The organism is Mycolicibacterium chengduense (assembly GCF_033741155.1).
Taxonomy (GTDB): Bacteria; Actinomycetota; Actinomycetes; order Mycobacteriales; family Mycobacteriaceae; genus Mycobacterium.
On the sequence record NZ_JAWQNH010000002.1, the window covers coordinates 922,461 to 940,828 of the forward strand.

Consider the following 18,368-nt stretch of genomic DNA (forward strand, 5'->3'; position numbering starts at 1 on the left):
ACCGGGTTGGAGCGGTACCTTGCCGAGATGGATATGTTCACCCCCACGCTGGATTGGGGCGCCGAGCTACCGAAATCGCTGTGGTGGATCGCCACGGTCTGGCTGTATACGGCGATTCCGACCCTGATCATCCTGACCCTGCTCGCGCGGTTCACCACCTGGGGGCAGCAGTTCTGGCGGATCACCGGTGGCTACTTCACGGGCCGCGACAGCATCGTGGTGTGGTTGTGGCTGGCCGGCATCCTGCTGTCGGTGATCATCGGGGTCCGCCTCGACGTGTTGCTGAGCTATCAGGGCAACGACATGATGACCGCGGCCCAGACCGCATTCGAGGGCATCGGCAGCGACAACCAGGCCCTCAAGGACTCCGGGGTCAGCGGGTTCTGGTGGGCGTGGGCGCATTTCGCCGTCCTGGCGACGGTGCACGTCGCGCGCGTCATGTTGGATCTCTTCGTCACGCAGCGGTTCCTGATTCGCTGGCGCGCGTGGCTTACGGGCCATCTGACCGGTGACTGGCTGGACGGCAAGGCCTACTACCGCGCCCGGTTCATCGACGACACCATCGACAACCCCGACCAGCGCATCCAGTCCGATATCGACGTCTTCACCAATGGTGCAGGCCCACTGCCGGCCAACCCCAACACGCTGAGCGCCAACATGTTGCTGTTCGGCGCGATCGAGGCGATCGTGAGCGTCGGCTCGTTCGCCGTCATCCTGTGGAACTTGTCCGGTGACCTCTCGTTGTTCGGGGCCACCCTGCCCAGGGCGATGTTCTGGATCGGCATCGTCTACGTCGTGGTGGCCACCATCATCGCGTTCTGGATCGGCCGCCCGATCATCGAGTTGAGCTTCCGGAACGAGAAGTTCAACGCGGCCTTCCGGTACGCCCTGGTGCGTTTGCGGGACGCCGCCGAAGCGGTGGCCTTCTACCGCGGCGAACGAGCCGAGCGGGTGCAGCTGCGGGAACGCTTCGCCCCCGTTGTCGACAACTACAAACGCTTCATCAACCGGTCCGTCAAGTTCTACGGCTGGAACCTTTCGATCAGCCAGATCATCGTGCCGTTGCCGTGGGTCATCCAGGCGCCGCGGATGTTCGCCGGACAGATCAAGCTGGGTGACATCTCGCAGACGTCGTCGGCCTTCAGCCAGATCCAGGGCGGGCTGTCGTACTTCCGCAACACCTATGACCAGTTCGCCGGCTGGCGGGCATCCATCATCCGTCTGCACGGCCTGGTGGTCGCCAACGAGGAGGGCCGGGCGCTGCCCGAGCTGACCGTCGAGCCCAGCAAGGACTGCCTGGTCGAACTCGACGGTGTCGAGGTGCGCACCCCGTTGGGCGAACCGCTGGTCGAGGATCTGAACGTGCAGCTGGAAAGCGGTGACACCCTGATCATCACCGGCCGGTCGGGGGCGGGCAAGACGACCCTGTTGCGCAGCATGGCGCAGTTGTGGCCGTTCACCTCGGGGACGTTCCGCTACCCGCAGGCCGAGAACGAGACGATGTTCCTGTCCCAGATGCCGTACGTGCCGCTGGGTGATCTGCGCGCGGTGGTGTCCTATCCCCAGGAACCGGGCAGCATCCCCGACGAGCGGTTGCACTGGGCGCTGCAGAAGGTGTCCCTGCCGCAATGCTCCAAGCGGCTGGCCGAGGTGGCGGACTGGGCCAAGGTGCTCTCCCCCGGCGAGCAGCAGCGCATCGCGTTCGCGCGGGTGCTGCTGACGCGACCGCGTGCGGTGTTCATGGACGAGGCCACCTCCGCGCTGGACGAAGGCCTGGAGTACACCATGTACGCGTTGATCCGGGAGGAGCTGCCGGAAACCATCCTGGTGAGCGTCACCCACCGCAGCACCGTAGGTCAGCATCACGAGAAGCATCTGCACCTGCACGGCGCCGGGCGCTGGTCGTTGGGTGACGTGGGCCGCGACGTCGAGGACGAAGTCACCCCCGTCTGAGCCCCTGCGCCGGGTAGCTTCCCGGCATGGAGATGTTCAGCCAGTCGCTGGACTGGGGAAACGAGATCCTCGCGTCACTGTGGTGGATCGCGAAGGCGTGGACGATCAGTGCGGTCGTCATGGTGGCCGTCACCGCCTTCCTGGCCAGGTTCACCGGTTGGGGCCGGCAGTTCTGGCATGTCACCGGCGGGTACTTCGTCGGACGCCAGAGCGTTGCGGTGTGGACGCTGCTGGGTGTGCTGCTGCTGTCGGTGATGGTCTCGGTCCGGATGGACGTGCTGTTCAGCTACTACGCCAACGACCAGTCGACGGCGCTGCAGGTCGCCTTCGAGGGCGCCAGTTCCGGCAATGCGGCGGTGCGTGATTCGGGTATCGCCGGGTTCTGGAAGTCGATCCTGATCTTCGTGGTGCTGGTGGCCGCCGATATCACCCGTACCCTGCTGGACCTGTATCTCATGCAGTACTTCATCATTCGGTGGCGGGTATGGCTGACCGACCACCTCACCGGCTCCTGGCTCGACGACCAGGCCTACTACCGCGGTCGGTTTCTCGGCGCGTTCGGCGGTGAGCCGGTAGACAACCCCGACCAACGCATCCAGCAGGACATCGACGTGTTCACCACCGGTACCGGACCCGAGACCAACACCCCGACGGTCGGCACGGCACAGACCCTGGTGTTCGGCACCGTCAACGCGGTGCTGTCGGTCGTGGCGTTCACGCCGATCCTGTGGAACCTGGCCGGCCCGCTGACGATCCTGGGCGTGACGATTCCCAAGGCCCTGTTCTGGTTGGCGCTGCTGTGGGTGGCGGTGACGACCGTTGTCGCGTTCTGGATCGGCCGCCCGATCATCGGTCTGACCTTCCGCAACGAACGCACCAATGCGGCATTTCGCTATGCGCTGGTTCGGATCCGGGACGCCGCCGAGGCGGTCAGCCTGTACCGCGGCGAGGACGCCGAGCGGCGCACCCTGGGCGGCCGGTTCGCGGCGATCATCGCCAACTACCGCAGACTGGTGCTGCGCGGGGTGGCGTTCCTGGGCTGGAACCGCTCCATCAGCCAGATCATCTCGCCGCTGCCGCTGGTGGTGCAGGCGCCCCGATTGTTCGCCGGTGAGCTCAAGTTCGGTGACGTCATGCAGTCGGCCGGGGCGTTCGGTTCGGTGCAGAGCTCGTTGAGCTTCTTCCGCGCCGTGTACGACGCGTTCGCCGGCTACCGGGCGGCCATCATCCGGCTGGACGGCTTGGTCACCGCCAATGAACAGGCCAGGGCGCTACCGCGATTGACCGCGACGGACAGCGACGACGGCGGGGTCACGATCGCCGATGTGCGGGTGTGCTCGCCGCTCGGTGAACAGCTCGTCGATGCGCTGGACCTGCGGTTGGGCCCCGGTGACACCTTGGTGATCACCGGCCCGTCGGGCACCGGGAAGACGACCCTGCTGCGCAGTGTGGCCCAAATGTGGCCCTACGCCTCGGGTTCGGTGGCCCACCCCGCCGACGCGATGTTCCTGTCCCAGCTGCCCTACGCCCCGCTCGGTGACCTGCGCGCCGTCGTCGGCTACCCGGCCCCGCCCGGCACCTACCCCGACGACGCCATCCGCGCGGCGCTGGACGCCGTCACGCTGGGGCATCTGACCGGCCGGTTGGACGAGGAAACCGACTGGGGCAAACAGCTTTCACCCGGCGAGCAGCAACGCATCGCGTTCGCCAGGGTGCTGCTGGCCCGGCCGGCGGCGGTGTTCCTGGACGAGGCGACCTCGGCGCTGGATCCGGGCCAGGAGTTCGCGATGTACCGCACCTTACGGGAGGCGTTGCCCGACACCATCGTGGTCAGTGTCAGCCACCGCGACAGCGTCGACCGGCACCACCGTCAGCGGCTGGAACTGCTCGGCGCGGGCCGGTGGCGGCTGACGCCGGTCTAGCCGGCCGACTGGGCGGCGCGGGCTCCCGCCCGCCGCGCTGCATGACCGCCCGCCCGCCGCCCGAAAAACGAGCCCTCACCCAGTTGCGTTCCGCTGGCGTACCCCTCGCCATCCTGGGCGATGTTCGATGCGCAGGCGCCGGCGGCGTACAACCCGGGCACTGCGCTGCCGTCCTCGCGTAGCACCTCCCCGTCCAGTGACACGGCCAGCCCACCCATGGTGAACCCCGAGTACATGGCCACGCCGAGGGACAGGTCGAACGCCGCGTACGGTCCGGTGTCCTGCGCGGCGATGTAGTCGGGCTGTTTGTGGAAGTCCGGGTCTTCTCCCTTGGCGGCCGCGGCGTTGTAACGCTCCAGGGTGGCGGCCAGGTTACCGGACGGAATACCCAGTGCCGCTTCGACTTCGGCGATCGTCTCGTATCCGTCGATGAACTTGATCAGCGGCATCTCGGGCATCTGCATGTGCGCCTCGTCCACGATCAGATACGCCTGCTGATCGGGTTGGCGCAGCACGAACGCCGACGTGCGGGAGTGGTAGGAATCCTCGGCCACGAAACGCTGACCCTGATTGTTGACGATCACCCCGGTCAGCAGGATCTCCGGCGGGTAGGCGGCCGCGGTAATGAACAATCCGTCGAGGTTCTTGGCCACGCCACCGGCCGAGACCCCGAGCCGGATGCCGAGCCCGTCATCGTGGGGGTTGCCGAGAATGTAGGGCTCGACCTCACCATGGTGCTTGGTCTTGCGCTTCTTGCCCAGCGCCGGCGTGTATTCGGCGACCATCTCGGGGTTCATCGCGAATCCGCCTGCGGCGATGATGACGGCGTTGGCCCTGACCGCACCGGTGTCGCCGAAGTTCTTCCAGCTCACCCCGACCACCGCGCCGTCCTCGTCGACGACGAGGTTGGTGGCCCCTGTCTCGTAACGGATTTCGATGCCGAGCTCGGCCGCCCGCTTCAACAGCAACTGGATCACCATATCGGCGCCGCCCAACTCCCCTGGCACCGGAACCGAATGCCCGCGCGGTGCCGGCTTGGCCTGCTCGCAGAACGGCCACACCTTCTCGTTACCGGTGTAGGACAGGCCTTCGGTACCCGGCGGCACCACCACCTTGCCCGGGTAGAAGCTGCGCTCGAATTCGAAGCCCAGGCCCTCAAGCCAGTTGAAGTGTTCGACGCTGCCGTCGCAGTAGGCCCGGATCTTGTCCAGTTCCGGGTCCTTGGACACCGCGACCAGGTATTTGTACATCTCCTCGGCAGAATCCTCGTGGCCGGTGGCCTGCTGCACGGCCGTGCCGCCGCCGAGGTAGAAATGTCCCCCCGCCATGGAGGTGGTGCCACCGGCGGCGGCGGCGCGTTCCAGCACCAGCACCCGGGCACCGGCCGCGGCGGCGCTGACGGCGGCGCTACCGCCGGCGATTCCGAATCCGACGACGACGACGTCGAATTCGCCGGACCAGTCGGTGACATCCTTGGCGTCGACGGTGGCGGGGGTGGTGATGCTCACGTGCTGCTCTCCTGTTTCACATGGTCGAAGAAGGCCTGGATCTCGGGCGGAATGTAGGCGTATTCGAGGTACGGGACCCCGGCGTCGGCAGCGCTGACGTAGCCGAACCGCATACCGCCGGGCATGACGCCGCGCTGGACCACCGGAGCACCCCGGGCGTGCGCCTCGGCGAGGGCAGCTTCGAAGGCGTCGACGTCCGGGGCCGCCACGCAGATGTGGTGCAGACCAGGGCCGTTGGCCTCGAGGAACTCGGTGTAGATGCTGACTCCCCGCACCGGGGCGATCAGTTCCAACTGGGTGTCCCCCGCGTAGCCGAGCGCGATATCGGCCGTGAAATCGGCAGGCGCATCGCGATAGGTGCAGCCGTCGGGTCCGAAATGCACCGCGGGCATGCGCACCCAGCCACGGGCACCGAGCAGCACCGAAAGGGTCGCTTCGGTGGCGTCCAGGTCGCGCGTCACCCAGGCGATCTGGACAGGTGTCTGGTTCAGCATCGATCTGAGGATATCCCGCCCCACCCACCATGGCTAGAACGTGTTCTAGTTTCCCTTCAGGGCATCGACGGCCAGCCGGATCTGACCGTCGAAAACCGGCCGCGCGTCGGCCAGCGTGTCGGCGCCGTACTGACCGAAGACCTCCAGACTGATCGCCCCTACCAGGGTGGCCCACAACATGAAGCACTTGAGCATGGCTCGGTCGCCGCCGGGAAATCCGTACTCGGCGCGCACCGCCGCAAAATCGCGCGACAGCGGTTGCGGTAGCGGGTCTTTCGGATCGGGAATGTCGCCGGCGACGATGCCGTCGGCGACGGCACCGATCAGTGCCGCGACCACCCTGGTGCCCGGCTCGACCGTGATCTCGGCGGGCGCACGGTAGCCGGGCACCGGACTGCCGTAGAGCAGAGCCCACCGCGCCGGCTGCCCGACCGCCCACGCCCGCGCGGCGTGCGCCATCGCGACTACCCGGTCCTGCCAGTTGCCGCCACTGGCGGCGTCTGCTGGATTGCCGCCACTGGCGGCAGCGCAATCGACGGCATCGGCGAGTTCGCTGTAAGCGTCCACCAACAGCAGGGTCAACAGATCATCCCGGCTGGGGACGTATCGGTAGACCGCCGAGGACACCATGCCCAGGTCCCTGGCGACGGCGCGTAGCGACAGCCCCGCCGCTCCCTCGGTGATCAGGTGCCGCCTGCCGATCTCGATGATCTCGGCCTCGATGCGGTCACGTGCGTCCTGCCGCTTGCCCATGACGCCAGTCTGACACAAAACGAGATCACTGCTCTTGATTTCCCGTGCGCCGCGTGGCACGCTCAAAACAAGAGCACCGCTCTCGAAACTTTGAAAGGAACTCCCGTGACGATTCGTTACGACGAACCCAGCCGGACCGCCAAGGCGGGCAATCTGCTGATCCGCTGGCTCGCCGAGACCGGCATCAGCATCGCGGGCACCCGGGCGCTGCGCGTGCGTGGTCGGCGCACCGGCACCTGGCAGGCCGTGGTGGTCAATGTGCTCACCGTCGAGGGTCGGGACTACCTGGTCTCACCGCGCGGCAACACCCAATGGGCTCGCAATGCGCGAGCCGCGGGCACCGTCCAGGTGGGCCCGTGGTGGCACCGGCGGCAGGTCCGGGCCATCGAAGTGCCCGACGCTGCGAAGCCCGAGTTGGTGAAGCGTTACCTCGACCGCTGGTTCTGGGAGGTCAAAAATCACATCGGCGGCTTGACGCCGGATGCCACCGACGCTGAGCTGCGAGTGAAGACGGTCTCGATACCGGTGTTCGAATTGGTCGGCTGAATCGCGGTGGCCTCGATGATCTGCTGACCGGTGGACTCGAACGAGACGGCCGCGGGCAGTTGCCCCCAGGTGCTGTTGAACAGCCCGATGATCACCGCACGGCCGTCGGCCGTCGGCACGTACACCGGACCGCCGGAATCCCCCTTCTGGCTGACCACGCCGTTGGTCATGGTGAACCAGCCGTTGTTGACGGCGTTGATGGTGCCGCACGTCTCGCCAGTGATGATGCCGAAGTGGCACACCGACTGGCCCGGCTTCTGCACCGCGAGGTCCGGATCGGACACCAACGCCCGGCCGCCCGGCAACACGTCGACCATCTGCACATCGGGGGCCAGCGCGATGGCCTCCCAGTCGGTGATCTGATAGTCGGCGGTGATGGTCGCGCCGTCGGGGGTGTTGTCCCTGGACAGGGTGACCGCGCCGATGACGTTGCCGTCCCGGTCGGTGACCGGTCCGTCGCCGCGGCAGTGGCCCGCCGTCAGCGCCGAGCGCGATGCCATGTCGACATAGCCGAGGGTGCACATGGTGCTGCCCTGCCGGATCTCCATGCCGGGATAGACGGTGGGACCGGGAGTGACGCCCGGACTGGCGGCAGCCGGGCTGGCAGCCACCGGCGCAGCGGCCGCGAGAGCGGCAACGAGGATGCTCAACAGACGTGCGCGCACGAATCCCTCCGATCCCTTCATCCGCGGTGAGCCCGACGCTACCGGGATGCTGAGGTGTAGATCGGGTAACGGCCCGATCCCGTTACAACAACACCTACCCGAACGGCAAGAATCCCGCTCGGCGTGTCGCGAGGGAAGTTATCGGGTGCTCAGAGCCCGTCCCGGGGGCCGGATCAGGGTCCGGTGCGCGGCGCCGGTGGCCCCGGGTGCAAGCCCGGGCGCAGGGTCAGGAATCGAATCCCAGACCCAGCCGGTCCAGGGTGCGCAGCAGCAGGTTGCGCCGTCCCGCCGAGTGGTCGGCCCGGTCCAGCGACCAGCGGGTGGCTTGGATGCCGACACTGGCCAATGGTTCCGGCGGGAACGGCAGCGGCTTGCGCCGGACCATCTCCAATTCGGTTCGGGCCGTCGGATTGCCGTCGAGCAAATCCAGACACACATCGGCCGCGAAGCGGGTTGCGCCGACCCCGAGACCGGTGAATCCGTTGACGTAGGCGACCCGACCTCCGTGCGCCGTGCCCCAATGCGCGCAGAACCGGGTGTTGGTGTCGATGGCACCGGCCCAACGATGGGTGAACCGGACGTCGTCGAGCTGAGGGAACGTGAGAAAGAAGTGCGCAGCCAGCCTGCGATAGGTCTGCGGACGGTCCTCATAGGCCGGGTCGACGCGGCGACCGAAATGGTAGACGGCGTCGTAACCACCCCACACGATGCGGTTGTCCGCCGTCAGGCGGTAGTAATGAAACTGGTTGGCACAGTCGCCGATCCCCTGCCGGTTTCGCCAGCCGATCCGGTCCAGCTGGGCCTCGGTCAGCGGCTCGGTGGCCAACACGTAATCGTAGACCGGCACCGTGTACCACCTGTTCCGGCGCAGCAAGCTGCGAAACACATTGGTGGCCAACACCACCCGCTGCGCCGTGAGCACGGCCGCCCCGGTGTCCACCCGCACCCCCGACCCAGCTGCCTGCAGCGACAATGCCCGGGTGTGCTCGTGGATCTGCACCCCGGCCTCGGCCGCCGCCCGGGCCAGCTCGAGGGCCAGCTTGGCCGGATGCACGATTGCCACACTGTCGGCCTCGAACAGCCCGGCCAGATACGTCGGCGAGGCCACCTCCGCGCGCACCCGCGCCTCGTCGAGGAACGTCCCCTCGCCGGCGGCAGCCAACTCGCCCACCTGGTGCGGTTCGGTGGCCACCGTCAGCATGCCGGTGCGCTCCCACTCCACGTCCAGGCCCAGCCGCTCGATATCGGCGGCCATCCCGTCCAGGTTGGCCATGCCCATCGCTTCGAGCGTGTCCATCTCATCGGGCCACCGCGACTTCCCGTTGTCGTGGCCGTGCGTCAGGCTGGCCTCGACGAATCCCCCGTTGCGCCCCGAGGCCGCCCAGCCGATCCGCTCGCCCTCGATCAACACGATGCGCTGCCCGGGGTTGCGCTGGGCAGCCTGCACCGCCGTCCACAACCCGGTGTAGCCGCCGCCGACGATCAACAGGTCGCAGCTGACCGCGCCGGACAGCGCCGGATAGTCCGGGCGCGGAATATCGAGCCACACGGACCCGAAAGCACTGGCGTCCAACGACCGTGCAATCAACGCGGGGTCGACGTGAGCATCGAAGGCGGTTTTCACCCCGCCACACTACGGGGCGCCCCGACGAACCGCGTCAGTACCGGCCCGGCGATGGCCAGCACGAACACATACGGGGTGGCGACCGCCTCGACCGCGGGCACGGTGGCGCCGACCAGGCCGATGATCACGAGCGAGAACTCGCCCCGCACGATCAACGCGGTCCCGGCCCGCAACTGACCGGGGCGGGCCACCTCGTCGCGGCGGGCGGCGAACATCCCCGTGGCGACCTTGGTACCCGCGGTGACAACGGCCAGCGCCAGCGCCGCCGGCAGCATCGGAATCAGGTCGGCCGGATTCACCGACAGCCCGATCGCCAGGAAGAAGATGGCGGCGAACAGATCCCGCAGCGGACTGAGCACCATGCGGGCCCGGTGTGCCGCCTCGCCGGTGAGGGTGAGCCCGACCAGGAAGGCGCCGACTGCCGCCGAGGCATGGATCAGTTCGGCGAGCGCAGCGACGATCAGCGTCAGTCCCATGATCCGCAACAGAAGTTGCTCGTTGTCGGGGTGAGCCACCAGCCGGCCCACCAGGTGGCCCCAGCGGTAGGAGGCCACAAAGGCCAGCACCAGTGCCGACACCGCGATGGCCATCCCGAACAAGGCGTGCACCCAGCTGCCCCCGGCCGCGAGCACCGCCAACAGCGGCAGGTAGGCGGCCATCGCGAAATCCTCGAGCACCAGGATGGATAGCACCGCGGGTGTCTCCCGGTTACCGAGCCGACGCAGATCGTCGAGCAGCCGGGCGATCACCCCCGACGAGGAGATATAGGTGACCCCGGCCAGGGCCAGGATGCCGACCCCGCCGAGGCCCAGCAGCCAACCGGCGATGGCGCCGGGGACGGCGTTGAGAACCAGATCCACCCATGCCGAGGGCAAATGCCGGCGCAGACTGTTGGCGAATTCCCCGATGGAGAACTCCAGCCCCAGGGTGAGCAGCAGCAGCACTACGCCGATCGTCGCCCCGGTGGTGACGAACTCGTCGGCGGCCGGGATGTGGGCCACCCCGCCCTCCCCGAGGGCCAAGCCGGCAGCCAGGTACAGCGGGATCGGCGACAACGCGAACCGGCGCGCCGCGGTTCCGAGCACGGTGAGCACGGCCAGGATGACGCCGAGTTCCAGGAGCAGTGCGGCCGACACCTGCACGGATCAGCCCCCGGCTCAGCCGCTGACGACGATGCTGCCGACGCCGGCAATACCGTCCTCGGTGCCGATCACCACCAGCACGTCACCGGCACGCAGCGGCTCGGCAGGCCCCGGTGAGGCCAGCACCTCTTCATCGCGCACGATGGCGACGATCGAGGCACCGGTGCGGGTCCGCGCCCGGGTGTCACCCAGCGGTCGGTCGACGAACGGGCTGCCCTCCCGGATGGGCACCTGGCCGGCATCCAGGCCGGGCACCTCACGGGTCAAATCGGCGAACCGTTCGGCGATCCGCGGCGCGCCCAGGATCTGAGCCAGCGCCTCGCCTTCTTCGTCGGTGAGCCGGAAAACCTCCCTGGCCTGGTCCGGGTCCTCCTTGGGGTACACCACCAACTCGAAATCGCCGGTGCGCCGCGCCACCACCCCGATCCGGTCCCCGGTGCGGGTGTCGAATTCGAACCGCAACCCGACGCCGGGAAGCAGGACTTCCTTGACATCCATGCGCCCATCCTGGCCGAATGCGGCTGTCCCCGTCCCTACTTCGGAGAAACCGCCGCTTCGCGCGGCGCCCAGCCGGGCGGGCCGAAGGCGTAGCCGAGCCGGTCCCGCCACCGCCGTGCCGACCGGACGTCGCGGGCGATGGCCAGGTACTCGTGGGTCTGCAGGGTCCAGATGTTGTAGCTGTCGACCTGTTTGGTCAGCCCGTAGTGTGGCCGGAACTGCTCGGCCTGGAAGGTCCCGAACAGCCGGTCCCACACGATGAAGATGCCGCCGTAGTTTCGGTCCAGGTAGAGCTGGTCCATGCCATGGTGCACCCGGTGGTGCGACGGTGTGTTGAACACGAATTCGAACGGCCGCCACAGCTTGTCGATGCGTTCGGTGTGCACCCAGAACTGGTAGATCAGGCTCACCGAGAAGCTGGCGAACACCATCCACGGCGGAACGCCCAACAGCGGCAACGGGATCCACATCAGGATCTCGCCACTGTTGTTCCACTTCTGGCGCAGCGCGGTGGCGAAGTTGAAGTACTGGCTGGAGTGATGGGCCTGATGGGTGGCCCAGATCAGCCGGACCCGGTGCGCGATGCGGTGATACGTGTAGAACAGCAGGTCGACGCCCACCAACGCGATCACCCAGGTGTACCACCTGGTGGCCGGCAGGTGCCAGGGCGCAAGGTAGGCGTAGATGGCCGAGTATCCCAGCAGCGCAGCAGTTTTCCAGGCAGCGGTGGTGGCCACCGAGACCAGCCCCATCGACAGGCTGGCCCACGCGTCGCGGCGCAGGTAAGCCCCGGCGACCGGCCGGTCGCTCGCCGGGCCAGTCTCCCCCGTCGCTTCGCTCGCCGGGCCAGCCTCCCCCGTCGCTTCCAGCTTGCGCGCGGCCGTCCACTCCAGCACCAACAACAGCAGGAAGAACGGGATGGCGAACAGCACCGGGTCGCGCATCGGCGCCGGCAGCGCGTCCAGCACCGTGCCGATCCCGTCCATGACGGTCAGCCTAGGTGGCTCACCGGAAACTCAACACCTCGGCACCCCAGGTGACCCGTTGGGCCCGGTCCGGGTCGGCGACCACCTCGTCCTCGCGGCCGATGATCAGGGTGGCGCGCTCGTCGGGCCGATACTGCGGCCAAGCCGGATGGCGCGGGCCGGCACCCGGTTCGGCGCCGGAGGCAAACCCGGTCCACCGCGCGCGCATTCGCTCGGACACCGCCGCACCGGCCGCCAGGCCACCGAGTTTGAAGGTCGGGTCTTTCGGTCCCATCACCAAATTGCCCCACACATAGGGCAATTCGGTGGCATGGGCGGCTTCCAGGCGCAACAGCTTGAGCATCGGAGTGGACCAGTCGAACCGGTACATGTACACCGGCGCGACGGCGCTGTGCCCTTCGGCGAACCAGATGGACGGCATCCGGAAGCCGACGTCCCGAGCCACCCCCAGCGCGGGCTTACGGCCCCGGCCGCGGTACACCGCGGTGATCTCCTCCTCGGTGGGGATCTGTACACCGGGCTGCTCGGTGGCGATCGCGGCGAACATATCGCGCAGCGTGTGCGGGGCGATGGGCATCAGCGGTGAACGCATCCAGCGGAACAGGGCGGCCTCGTGCCGGTTGGTCCCGATGATCAGCGGCACCGGGTGGGTGCGCCCGGCGCGAGCGGCGTGAGCGGGGTAATCCGGCACCAGGTCGCCGTCGACGATCGGGACGAACGCGAGGGTGCCGGGAAAACGCCGGGGCACGTCGTTGTAGACCCGCTTGGAAGCAGCGATCACCCGTTCCACCGGGATGTCGCGGAGCCGGTCGGTCTCGCCGGGCCGCACGCCGAGGCGGTCCAGGAATTGCTCGGCGATCCGGCGGGCCCGCTCCCGGTCGTAAACGGAGGTGACGGGCGCACTCTGCGCAATCGCGCGGTGGAACAACCCGGCGGCCGCGGGACTTGCCATCAACGTGGTGAGGATGCCCGCCCCGGCAGATTCACCGAACAGCGTGACATTGCCCGGATCGCCGCCGAACGCGGCGATATTGTCCTGCACCCACTGCAGGGCCGAAAGGACATCGCGCACACCGATATTGGTGTCGAAACCGGGGCCGAACGAGGACAGGTCCAAGAATCCCAATGCCCCGAGCCGGTAGTTCATGGTCACCACCACGACATCCCCGCCGACGGCGAGTTCGCGGCCCCGGTACAGCGGCTGGGCCGACGATCCCAGCGCGTAGGCACCGCCGTGCACCCACACCATGACGGGCTTGGCGCCGCCGGAGGTCGACGGCGCCCACACGTTCAGCGTCAGGCAATCGCCGCCCTGCGGCGCGCCCAGATCCAGTGGGATGTGCGGATCGGTCTGTTGCGGGCACACCGGACCGAACCGGGTGGCATCGGCGGGTTCGGTCCACTTCTGCGGCGGCACCGGCGCGCGCCAGCGCAGATCGCCCACCGGGGGCGCGGCATAGCGGATGCCCAGCCACTGCCGGACGATGCCGTCATCGGTTCCCCGGACGGGCCCGTACCCGGTGCTGGTGTCGGTATCGGGGATCACAGGTGCCTCCCATCGGTTCGATGCCCAACCACACCACGGTAGCGGCGATGGTCCGTCGATTGCCTGCGCAGAGATTCAATCGCGCCGGACACACCCCTGTCGGAGCCGTCACACCCTGCACGGCACCCGGCCACCGCGGCTGGGCCTCGTGCTCTGATCGTCGGAGCCGACCGCTACGTTGACGGCGTGCGCAAGTGGCTACTGCTGGGCGGGGCGATCGCGGTCGAGGTGGCGGCGACGCTGTCGTTGCGAGCATCCCAGGAACACGCCGCCTGGCTGGTGGTGGTGGTCATCGGGTACACCGGGGCGTTCGCGTTGATGGCCGCCGTGCTGCGCACGGGCATGCCCGTGGGGGTGGCGTACGGCATCTGGGGTGCGGTGGGCACCGCGGTGACGGCCTCCGTCGCCGCGGCGCTCTTCGGCGAGCCGTTCACCTGGCCCGTCGCCGTAGGGATCGGACTCATCATCGCCGGAGTGCTGCTCGTCGAATTCGGTTCGCACACCGGGTCTTCCACATGATGTGGTGGGCACTGGCCGGCGCCATCGGGGTCGAGGTACTGGCCACCCTCGCGCTGCGCGCCTCCGACGGATTCCGGCGCAAGGCGTGGTTGGTGCCGGTGGCCGCCGGATACGTCCTGTCGTTCACGCTGCTGTGGCTGACCCTGTCGCTGGGCATGCCGGTGGGCATCGCCTACGGCGTGTGGACGGCGTGCGGAGTGGCCCTGGTGGCCGTGGTGGCCCGGGCGGTGTTCGGTGATCCACTGACCTGGCGGATGATGCTGGGCATCGCCTTGATCATGGCGGGGGTTCTGACGATCGAGCTGGGTGTCGCCCCGCACTGAGCACACCGGCGGTCAGCGCGGTGACCACCCCGGCCACCGGCACCAGCAGCAGACCCGCGCGCAGCCCGGCGGCATCGGAGATCAGCCCGACCACCGGCGGCGCGGTGACGAACCCGACCCGCATCAGCCATGCCACCACCGTCAGCCCGGTGCCGGGCCGCAGCCCGGGTAGCCGGTCGGCGGCATGCATGGCCGCCGGTACCGCGGTGGCCATGCCGAGGCCGGCCGCGGCGAATCCGGCGATGGCCGAGGCAACGGACGGGTAGGCCAGCGCCGACCCCATCCCGACGATCACGATCACGGCGCCGCCGCGCACCACGGCACGTTCCCCGAACCGATCCACCAGACGGTCCCCGGCCAGCCGGCCGACGAACAAGGCGCCGGCCAGCGCGATGTAGCCGGCCACCGAGACCGCCCCGCCGGCGCCGAGGCTGCGTAGATACAGTGCCGCCCATGAGCTTCCCGCGTCCTCGACGACGGCCCCGGCGATGATCATCGCCACCAGGGCAGCCAGCACGGCGTAGACCGTGGCACCGGGGCGGGCGCGGCCGGCAGCACCGGTGTCACCGTGGTCGTCGTGTTCGGTGCCCGGCAGCAGGAAGGGCCACGCGATCAGCGCCACCGCCGTGAACATCACGGCTGATAGCCCCAGATGCAGGCTCCGGCTCATCCCGACGGCCAGTGACCCCGCGCCGAGCAGGCCACCGAAGACCGCGCCGGCCGCCCACACCGCGTGCAGCGAGTTGATGATCGACCGGCCATAGCGGCGCTGCACCCGCAGCCCGTGCGCGTTCTGCCCCACATCGGCCATCGCGTCACAACAACCCCCGGCGAAAAGCGCCACCGACACCAGGGGGGCGCTGTGCGCCAGTCCGACCAGCCCCACCAGGATCGCCAACGCCGCCGACGCGAGTACCGCCACCCGGGCCGAGCCGAGTCGGCGGATCGCCGCCCCGGCGGCCAGCCCGGCCACCAGCGCACCGGCCGGGAATGCCGCCACCATCACGCCGTAGGCCGAATTGCTCAGCGCCAGATCGGCCTTGATTTCGGGGAAGCGTGGCAGCAGGTTGGCGAAGGTGGCGCCGTTGACCAGGAACAGGGCGGCCACCGCAACCCTGGCGCGCTGCTCCTGCCCTCCCCAAGCCACGGACGCCGACGATACTGGGCCGCCGTCGGGCCGGCTTCCCGGGCTTCGGTGGCGCGGGCCGCGACGCCGACGCCGGCTTCCGGCAAGATTGCGGACATGACTGAGCTTGCCGACCTGGCAGCGCGCTACAAGGTGTCGACGGAGTTCCAGGACTGGACCGGACGGCGCGTTCCGGTGCCCGAGGCGACGCTGGTGTCGGTGCTGGGCGCCCTGGGGGTGCCGGCCGCCACCCAGGACGAGCGCCGGGCCGCGCTGGCCGAGCACGAACGCGAGTACTGGGAGCGGACACTGCCGCCGACCGTGGTTGCGCGGACCGGCACCACGACGTCGTTCTGGGTGCACGTCACCCACGGCGACCCGGTCGGATTGTGGCTGCGACTGGAGGACGGGTCGGTGCGCACCGGTCTGCGTCAGCTCGAAAACAACCGCCCGCCATACGATCTGGACGGCCGGTTGGTCGGTGAGGCGACGTTCGAGGTGCCCGCCGACCTGCCGCCGGGTTATCACCGGTTACATGCCCAGACCGGCGGTACCGACAGCAGCGCCCTGCTCATCGTGTCCCCCGCCACGCTCAGCCCGCCGCCGGGACGCCATTGGGGGCTGGCCACCCAGCTGTACAGCGTCACATCGGAAAACTCGTGGGGTATCGGCGATCTGACCGACCTCACCGATCTCGCGGTGTGGTCGGCGGCCCGGCACGGCGCCGGGTTCATCCTGGTGAACCCGTTACACGCGGCCGCACCGGTGCCCCCGATGGAACCCTCGCCCTATCTGCCCACCTCGCGGCGCTTCGTCAACCCCATCTATCTGCGCATCGAGGCCATCCCGGAGTACGCATTCCTGCGCAAAAGGTCGCCGCTGGGTAAGGCACGTGCGGAACTGGCTGCCCGCGCCCACCGGAAGAAGCGCATCGACCGGGACGCGGTGTGGAAGACCAAACGTGCTGCGCTGAAACACGTTTACCGGGTCAAGCGGTCGGCGGGGCGGGAGTTGGCGTATGCGGCCTATCTGGCCAGGGAGGGACGCAGCCTCGACGATTTCGCCACCTGGTGTGTGCTGGCGCAGGAATACGGCCCCGACTGGCACCGTTGGCCGGCGCAGTTGCAGCATCCCGGCAACGCGGCCGTGGCCGAGTTCGCCGCCGCGCACGCCGCCGATGTCGATTTCCACCGCTGGCTGCAGTGGCTGCTCGACGAGCAGCTGACCGGCGCGCAGGCCACCGCCGAGCAGGCCGGGATGGCGCTGGGCATCATGCACGACCTGGCCGTCGGCGTCGATCCCAACGGTGCCGATGCCTGGGCGTTGCAGGATGTGCTGGCCCTCGGTGTCAGCGCCGGCGCGCCGCCGGACGAGTTCAACCAGCTGGGCCAGGACTGGTCCCAGCCGCCGTGGCGGCCCGACCAGTTGGAGCAGGCGGGTTTCGCACCGTTCCGGGCCCTGGTGCACGCCGTCTTGCGGCACGCAGGTGGCGTGCGCATCGACCACATCATCGGGTTGTTCCGGTTGTGGTGGATTCCCGACGGTGCCGCCCCGACCGAGGGCACCTATGTCCGGTATGACCACGAGGCGATGATCGGCATCGTGGCACTGGAGGCTCAGCGGGCCGGCGCAGTGGTCGTGGGCGAGGATCTGGGCACCGTGGAACCGTGGGTGCGCGACTATCTGCGCGAGCGCGGGCTGTTCGGGACCTCGATCCTGTGGTTCGAGCTGGACCGCGACGGGTCCAATTCGCCATTGGCCGCCGAACGCTGGCGGGAATACTGCCTGGCCTCGGTGACCACCCACGATCTGCCCCCGACCGCCGGCTACCTGGCCGGCGAGCACGTCCGGTTGCGTGCCGAGCTGGGCCTGCTGACCCGGCCGGCGGACGAGGAACTGGCCGACGACCGCGCCGCGCAGGCCGCCTGGCTGGCCGAGCTGCAGCGACGGGGGCTGGTCGACGCCGAGGCTGACACCGAGGAGATCATCCGCGGGCTCTACGCCTACCTCGGCCGCACACCGTCGCGGCTGCTGGCGCTGGCCCTGCCGGATGCCGTCGGCGATCTGCGCACCCAGAACCAGCCCGGCACCACCGACGAATATCCGAACTGGCGCGTCCCGCTGACCGGCCCCGACGGGCGGCGCCTGCTGCTGGAGGATGTCTTCACCGATCCCCGGGCGGCCGCACTGGCCGATGTAATGAACGCGCAGGTACGGGCGATGAACCCGTGACTGGAGTTTCTCAGGGTGGGTATCTGAGATATCTTCGCAGCGCACCGCGATAACCGGAGGTCACGTGAAGAAGTTGGTTGTACTCGGCATCGGTGGATTCGCCGTGCTTGCCGCAGGGGGTTCGGCGGCCCTGGTCAGCGCCGGTATCGCGAGTTCGGATCCGGCCGGCGGGGCCAACCCGTACAGCGTGCTCGGCGAGCCGTACGGCAAAGCGGTGGCGATCCTGCGCAGCCAGGGTGTGCGGTCCAGCTTCGGCGGTTCCGTCGGCAGCGACCTGCCGCAGGCACAGTGCATCGTGAGCGGCCAGAAGGCCACCTCCGCCGGGAAGATGATCCTCAACCTGGACTGCACCAAGAAGGCGTACGACGACGCACAGGCCAGCACCCCGTCCTCCGGTGGCGGCGTCGCCGCCGTTCCCGGCGGCCCGACCGTCGGCTCCAACGGCGTCACCACGGTCACCCCGACCCCGGTCGGGCCGCAGCCCGGAATGACGATTCCGGGGGCCTGAGCCGGACGGTGGGCCTCGATCCG

The 18,368-nt window shown here is 68.7% G+C and carries 17 protein-coding genes; 7 read left to right on the top strand and 10 right to left on the bottom strand.

Annotated features, from left to right (window positions below; genetic code table 11):
* Positions 1-27: 27 nt before the first annotated feature.
* Both SBI67_RS09925 and SBI67_RS09930 read left to right on the top strand, forming a co-directional pair.
* On the top strand, positions 28-1,953 hold the full coding sequence (locus SBI67_RS09925) for an ABC transporter ATP-binding protein/permease (protein WP_318980355.1): 1,926 nt from the start codon (positions 28-30) through the stop codon (positions 1,951-1,953).
* 26 nt (positions 1,954-1,979) lie between these two features.
* Positions 1,980-3,875 carry an ABC transporter ATP-binding protein/permease gene (locus SBI67_RS09930; protein ID WP_318980356.1) on the top strand — a complete coding sequence of 632 codons (1,896 nt, stop codon included), beginning with the start codon at positions 1,980-1,982 and terminating at the stop codon, positions 3,873-3,875.
* On the opposite strand, the gene SBI67_RS09935 is transcribed toward SBI67_RS09930, so the two are convergent.
* From SBI67_RS09935 to SBI67_RS09945, 3 genes are read right to left on the bottom strand one after another with little or no spacing between them, the layout of a single operon-like run.
* On the bottom strand, positions 3,872-5,383 hold the full coding sequence (locus tag SBI67_RS09935) for an FAD-binding protein (RefSeq protein ID WP_318980357.1): 1,512 nt from the start codon (positions 5,381-5,383) through the stop codon (positions 3,872-3,874). The two genes, SBI67_RS09930 and SBI67_RS09935, sit on opposite strands and share 4 nt — an antisense overlap.
* The gene (locus SBI67_RS09940) at positions 5,380-5,877 is read right to left on the bottom strand and encodes a VOC family protein (protein WP_318980358.1); all 498 of its coding nucleotides are present in this window, start codon (positions 5,875-5,877) and stop codon (positions 5,380-5,382) included. The genes SBI67_RS09935 and SBI67_RS09940 overlap by 4 nt, the downstream gene beginning before the upstream one ends.
* A gap of 45 nt (positions 5,878-5,922) precedes the next feature.
* Positions 5,923-6,630, bottom strand: coding sequence for a TetR/AcrR family transcriptional regulator (locus SBI67_RS09945; RefSeq protein WP_318980359.1), 708 nt, complete (start codon positions 6,628-6,630; stop codon positions 5,923-5,925).
* Positions 6,631-6,735: 105 nt separating this feature from the next.
* On the opposite strand from SBI67_RS09945, the gene SBI67_RS09950 reads away from it, so the two are divergent.
* Complete coding sequence (locus SBI67_RS09950) at positions 6,736-7,176, top strand: nitroreductase/quinone reductase family protein (RefSeq protein WP_318980360.1); 441 nt, start codon at positions 6,736-6,738, stop codon at positions 7,174-7,176.
* Here the strand turns inward: SBI67_RS09950 and SBI67_RS09955 are convergent.
* The 6 genes from SBI67_RS09955 to SBI67_RS09980 all read right to left on the bottom strand — a co-directional run bounded on the left by SBI67_RS09955 (position 7,089) and on the right by SBI67_RS09980 (position 13,637).
* A complete protein-coding gene (locus SBI67_RS09955; RefSeq protein ID WP_318980361.1) occupies positions 7,089-7,841 on the bottom strand; it encodes an Rv1815 family serine proteinase in 753 nt (250 codons plus the stop codon). The two genes, SBI67_RS09950 and SBI67_RS09955, sit on opposite strands and share 88 nt — an antisense overlap.
* A gap of 226 nt (positions 7,842-8,067) precedes the next feature.
* Positions 8,068-9,465 carry an NAD(P)/FAD-dependent oxidoreductase gene (locus tag SBI67_RS09960; protein ID WP_318980362.1) on the bottom strand — a complete coding sequence of 466 codons (1,398 nt, stop codon included), beginning with the start codon at positions 9,463-9,465 and terminating at the stop codon, positions 8,068-8,070.
* Positions 9,462-10,607, bottom strand: a complete 1,146-nt coding sequence (locus SBI67_RS09965) for a cation:proton antiporter (protein WP_318980363.1) — start codon at positions 10,605-10,607, stop codon at positions 9,462-9,464. Before SBI67_RS09965 ends, SBI67_RS09960 begins: the two co-directional genes overlap by 4 nt.
* A gap of 15 nt (positions 10,608-10,622) precedes the next feature.
* A complete protein-coding gene (locus SBI67_RS09970) occupies positions 10,623-11,105 on the bottom strand; it encodes a cation:proton antiporter regulatory subunit (RefSeq protein ID WP_318980364.1) in 483 nt (160 codons plus the stop codon).
* Between the two features lie 35 nt (positions 11,106-11,140).
* Positions 11,141-12,091 (bottom strand): sterol desaturase family protein, encoded by a 951-nt coding sequence (locus SBI67_RS09975; RefSeq protein ID WP_318980365.1) that lies wholly within the window; start codon positions 12,089-12,091, stop codon positions 11,141-11,143.
* 19 nt (positions 12,092-12,110) lie between these two features.
* Positions 12,111-13,637, bottom strand: coding sequence for a carboxylesterase/lipase family protein (locus SBI67_RS09980; RefSeq protein ID WP_318980366.1), 1,527 nt, complete (start codon positions 13,635-13,637; stop codon positions 12,111-12,113).
* Between the two features lie 186 nt (positions 13,638-13,823).
* On the opposite strand from SBI67_RS09980, the gene SBI67_RS09985 reads away from it, so the two are divergent.
* Positions 13,824-14,156, top strand: coding sequence for a DMT family transporter (locus SBI67_RS09985; protein WP_318980367.1), 333 nt, complete (start codon positions 13,824-13,826; stop codon positions 14,154-14,156).
* Positions 14,156-14,479 carry a DMT family transporter gene (locus tag SBI67_RS09990; RefSeq protein WP_318980509.1) on the top strand — a complete coding sequence of 108 codons (324 nt, stop codon included), beginning with the start codon at positions 14,156-14,158 and terminating at the stop codon, positions 14,477-14,479. Before SBI67_RS09985 ends, SBI67_RS09990 begins: the two co-directional genes overlap by 1 nt.
* Here SBI67_RS09990 and SBI67_RS09995 read toward each other — a convergent pair.
* Entirely contained in the window at positions 14,433-15,626 is a 1,194-nt protein-coding gene (locus tag SBI67_RS09995; protein ID WP_318980368.1) for an MFS transporter, read from the bottom strand. The two genes, SBI67_RS09990 and SBI67_RS09995, sit on opposite strands and share 47 nt — an antisense overlap.
* A 96-nt stretch (positions 15,627-15,722) precedes the next feature.
* Here SBI67_RS09995 and malQ point away from each other — a divergent pair, with 96 nt between their 5' ends.
* Together malQ and SBI67_RS10005 are read left to right on the top strand one after the other, a co-directional pair.
* On the top strand, positions 15,723-17,837 hold the full coding sequence (gene malQ, locus SBI67_RS10000; RefSeq protein WP_318980369.1) for a 4-alpha-glucanotransferase: 2,115 nt from the start codon (positions 15,723-15,725) through the stop codon (positions 17,835-17,837).
* Between the two features lie 64 nt (positions 17,838-17,901).
* On the top strand, positions 17,902-18,345 hold the full coding sequence (locus SBI67_RS10005) for a hypothetical protein (RefSeq protein WP_266047819.1): 444 nt from the start codon (positions 17,902-17,904) through the stop codon (positions 18,343-18,345).
* Positions 18,346-18,368 lie beyond the last annotated feature (23 nt).